Source organism: Bradyrhizobium sp., assembly GCF_049512235.1.
Lineage (GTDB): Bacteria > Pseudomonadota > Alphaproteobacteria > Rhizobiales > Xanthobacteraceae > Bradyrhizobium.
This window is the reverse complement of the sequence record NZ_JBEKXH010000569.1, coordinates 1-4,222: the sequence shown is the minus strand read 5'-3', so window position 1 is coordinate 4,222 and position 4,222 is coordinate 1. Positions and strand designations below refer to the sequence as shown.

General features: G+C 63.5%; 4 protein-coding genes. 2 read left to right on the top strand and 2 right to left on the bottom strand.

The annotated features are described in order from the left end of the window. The coding region (locus ABSG20_RS31870) for a (2Fe-2S)-binding protein (RefSeq protein ID WP_423868427.1) at positions 1–348 on the bottom strand (348 nt) is incomplete at its 3' end. A gap of 170 nt (positions 349–518) precedes the next feature. On the opposite strand from ABSG20_RS31870, the gene ABSG20_RS31865 reads away from it, so the two are divergent. After that, positions 519–1,193 carry a TetR/AcrR family transcriptional regulator gene (locus ABSG20_RS31865; RefSeq protein WP_423868426.1) on the top strand — a complete coding sequence of 225 codons (675 nt, stop codon included), beginning with the start codon at positions 519–521 and terminating at the stop codon, positions 1,191–1,193. Positions 1,194–1,227: 34 nt separating this feature from the next. Here ABSG20_RS31865 and ABSG20_RS31860 read toward each other — a convergent pair whose 3' ends face one another. Continuing rightward, complete coding sequence (locus ABSG20_RS31860; protein WP_423868425.1) at positions 1,228–2,214, bottom strand: Bug family tripartite tricarboxylate transporter substrate binding protein; 987 nt, start codon at positions 2,212–2,214, stop codon at positions 1,228–1,230. A 261-nt stretch (positions 2,215–2,475) separates the two neighbouring features. Between ABSG20_RS31860 and ABSG20_RS31855 the strand changes: the two genes are divergently transcribed. Beyond that, positions 2,476–4,222: CHASE3 domain-containing protein (locus ABSG20_RS31855; protein ID WP_423868424.1), on the top strand; the 1,747-nt coding region annotated here is incomplete at its 3' end.

The window sequence follows — 4,222 nt, the reverse complement described above, 5'->3', positions numbered from 1 at the left end:
GATCAGGCCGATCGCGCTCATGATCTGGCCGGGCGTGCAGAACCCGCACTGCAAGCCGTCATGGGCGATGAAAGCGGCCTGCACTGGATGCAGCTGGTCGCCGCGCGACACGCCCTCGATCGTGAGCACGTCTGCGCCGTCGTGGCTGATGGCGAGCGAAAGGCACGAATTGATCCGTCGCCCGTCGACCAGCACCGTGCAGGCGCCGCATTGGCCGCGGTCACAGCCCTTTTTGGTGCCGGTCAGATCGAGACGTTCGCGCAAGAGATCGAGCAGCGTGACGCGCGGGTCCGCCAGTTCGACGTTGCGCCGCACACCGTTGACGGTGAGGCTGATGGAGAAGGTCATGCAATGCTCCGATCAATGCTATGGTCGAATGGAATCGAAGCCGTCGCACCCCTTGCGGAGGGCGGCTGGGATCGACCCGTCGAATTATCAAGTGGCAGGATCGGCACGTGTGCTATAGTATACGGAGGCATCCTCCGTTTGCAAGGGGACGGGGATCACGGATTAGTCAGATGGCAGGTCAGTCCGCAGCAACGCTTCGCAGGCCGCGCGCCGATGCGGTTCGCAACCGTGAGCGCGTGCTGGAATCGGCGAAAGCCGTCTTCAGCGCCGGCGGGCCGGATGCCAGCCTGGAGGCCGTGGCCAGACGCGCCGGCGTCGGCATCGGCACGCTGTACCGCCACTTCCCCACCCGCGAGGCGCTGTTCGAGGCGGTCTATCGACGCGAGGTCCAGCAGCTCTCGGAACTGGCGGAAGCGTTGAAAACCGAGGCGGACCCGGTCGAGGCCCTGCGCCGCTGGCTGCGATCCAATGTCGAGTTCGTCGCCACCAAGAAGGGCATGTCGGCGGCGCTGGCGCTTGCGGTGCATGGCACCTCGGAACTCACGGTGTTTTCATTCGATCGCCTGACCAAGGCGGTCGGCGCCCTGCTGGACCGCGCCGTCGCCGCAGGCCTGATCCGCTCGGATATCAGCCCCGAAGACCTGCTGCGGGCGCTCGTCGGCATGTGCTACCTGCACGACCAGCCCGGCTGGCAGAACAGCGTGCTGCGGCTATTGGATGTCTTCGTCGATGGCCTTTGCGTGCAAACCGGCGGCGGCGGAGCCACGACGCTGGATTCACGGCACGGCAGTGCCGCGGCGAGCGAGAAACCGCGGCGGCAGCGATCTCGCAAGAGCCAGGAATAAATATCCCGGCGTTTGAGGCGGTTTCGATATGTTCTCACTCCTTCCTCTGTCCCGACATCTCCACCACCTTGCGCCAGCGCTCGGTCTCGGTCGCGAGCATGGCGGCGAATTCGAGCGCGTTGCCGGCAATGGGGATGGCGCCGAGTTCGCCGAGCCGCTGCTTGATAGCGGTGTCGGCCAGCGCGGCGTTGATTTCCCTGTTGAGCAGATCGACGATCTCTCGCGGCGTGTCGCGCGGGGCGCCGACCCCGTAGAACGAACTGGTTTCATAACCGGGCAGGCTGTCGCTGATCGGCGGCACGTCGGGCAGCGTGTCCGATCGCTCATGCGTCGTCACCCCGAGCGCGCGCAGTCTGCCCGCGCGCACCAGTTCGAAGGAAGAGGTGACGTTGTCGAACATGCCCTGGATCTGGCCACTCATCACATCGGTCAGGCCCGGCGCCGATCCGCGATAGGGCACGTGAACGAATTGCACGCCGGCCATCGCCTTGAACAGTTCGGCGGACAGATGCAGCGAGGTGCCGACGCCGGAGGAGGCGATGCTCATCTTGCCTGGATTGGCCTTGGCGTAGGCGATGAATTCCGCCACGCTATGGACCGGGAGGTCGTTGTTGACCACCAGCACCAGCGGGATGCGGGCGAGCCCCGCCACCGGGACGATATCCCTGGCGAAGTCGAAAGGCAGCGCGGGATCGAACGAGGCGTTGATGGCGTTGGCGGTAGAGGTCAAGAGCAGCGTATGGCCGTCCGGGGCTGCGTTGATGACGGCCTGGGTGCCGATGTTGCTGCCGGCGCCCGGCTTGTTCTCGACCACGAAGGATTGGCCGAGCCGCTCCGACAGGTGCCGGCAAATCAGGCGCGACAGCACGTCGGTCGCGCCGCCCGCCGCGTAAGGCACCACCCATCGCACCAGATGGGATGGGTAAGTTGTTTGAGCCCGCGCCAAGCCCGTCAAGCCCGCGCCGAGCAAGGCCGTCCCGGCGTGCGCCGCCGAATGCAGGAAAGCTCTCTTGCTGATCATTGCGGCCCCTCGGATGTTGAAGAGGCCGGTATCGCAGATATCCGATTGCGCGGCACCCTGTTCCCGGCATCGTCGTAAAGGTCAGGTGGCCAAAAGCCCGTCCTGCCACGGGAACATGGATTCGCCTTTGTTTTCCCACAGGCTCCTCCTGGCACGAATCGGCCCGCGCGGCACCATCCAATTGGCGAGCGTTGAGGATGAATGGGCAACGCAAAGCTCGCAAAGCCGTTGCGATCGACCCGCGGCGGTCTTGGATCGCACATGAGGACACTCCTTTCACCGCGCATGACGGCCCTTGCGGTCGGGATGGCATTCGTTGCCGCGGCCATCGCCGCGATTGTCTGGTCCAGCGTCGCGCAACAACATGGCAGCGAATCGGTCCGGCGCCTGATGGGAGTGGAAAGCCGACTCTATCAGTTGCTGTCCCTCATCGAAGACGCTGAAACCGGCCAACGTGGTTATCTGCTTACGACCGACGAAAGCTATCTCACGCCTTACCGGAATGCCTCTGGCGCACTCGATGGCGAATTCAAGAGCCTGGCCGCGCTGATCTCGGAATCCGGCGGGCAACGGGCGCTCGCGACCTTGACGCTTCAGACCCAGGAGATGATGGCGTTGCTTTCGAACAGCATCGATCATCAGCGCGCCGGCGAGCGGGATCAGGCGCTGGATGCGATTCGCAGCGGCGCCGGAAAAGCCTCGATGGACCGCGCCCGTGCCACCATCGCGCAAATGGTCGTTGGCGAAGAACAGCTGATCGATCTTCGTCAACGTCAACTTGACCGGATCACCTATTGGTTGTTTTTCGGGACGGTCGCGATGGTCATGATGGCGATTGCGCTGGCGCTGATAGCGATCGTCAATGAACGCCGTCAGTCGCGCGGGCTGGCCGCCTCCCACAGTTCGCTATCGCTCGCCAACGAAAGGCTTGTGCACGAGGGGGAACAACGCGGCCTGATCGAGCAGCAACTGCGCCAGAGCCAGAAGATGGACGCCATCGGGCAGCTCACCGGCGGGATCGCGCATGACTTCAACAACATGCTTGCGATCGTGATTGGCAGCCTGGATATCCTCAAACGCCGGCTGTCGCGCGGCGAAAGCAACCTTGAACGCTTCGTCGACGCCGCCATGGAAGGTGCCGAACGGGCTGCCGTCCTTACCCATCGCCTGCTCGCCTTCTCACGTCAGCAGCCGCTTGCCCCCGAACCCATCGAGACCAACAAGTTTGTCGCTGGAATGTCCGAGATGCTGCGCCGGACCCTCGGCGAACATGTGCGGCTCGAAACCATTCTTGCCGGAGGTCTTTGGCGCACCCATGCCGACGGCAGCCAGCTTGAGAACGCAATCCTGAACCTGGCCGTGAACGCCCGCGACTCGATGCCCGATTCCGGCCGTCTCACGATCGAGACCGCCAACGCCAGCCTGGACGATAGTTACGCCGCGGCACATCCCGATGTGGCCGCCGGAAGATACGTCATGATCGCCGTCAGCGATAATGGTGCGGGCATGTCAGCGGATGTGATCGCCAAGGCTTTTGATCCTTTCTTTACCACGAAGGGAGTTGGCAAAGGTACCGGCCTCGGTCTGTCCCAGGTGCATGGCTTCGTAAAACAGTCGGGCGGCCACATCAAGATCTACTCCGAGCCGGGACAGGGCACCACGGTGAAAATGTATTTGCCCCGCTTCCTGGGTGTCGGGGCGACATTGACCAAGCCTGAGCCGGTCAGGCCGATGCCAACCGGTAATGCCATGCAGATCATACTCGTCGTCGAAGATGAGGGGCGGGTCCGGAATCTGACCGTCGATATGCTGCGCGAACTCGGCTACACGGTTCTGGAAGCGGACGGCGCCGCGTCCGCGCTAAAGCTGCTGAAGGCAGACCCGAAAGTAAACCTTTTATTCACCGACATCGTGATGCCGGACGTCAACGGCCGCCAGCTCGCCGACGAGGCCCAGCGCAACGACCTCGCGCTGAAAGTTCTGTTCACTTCCGGCTATACCAGCAGCG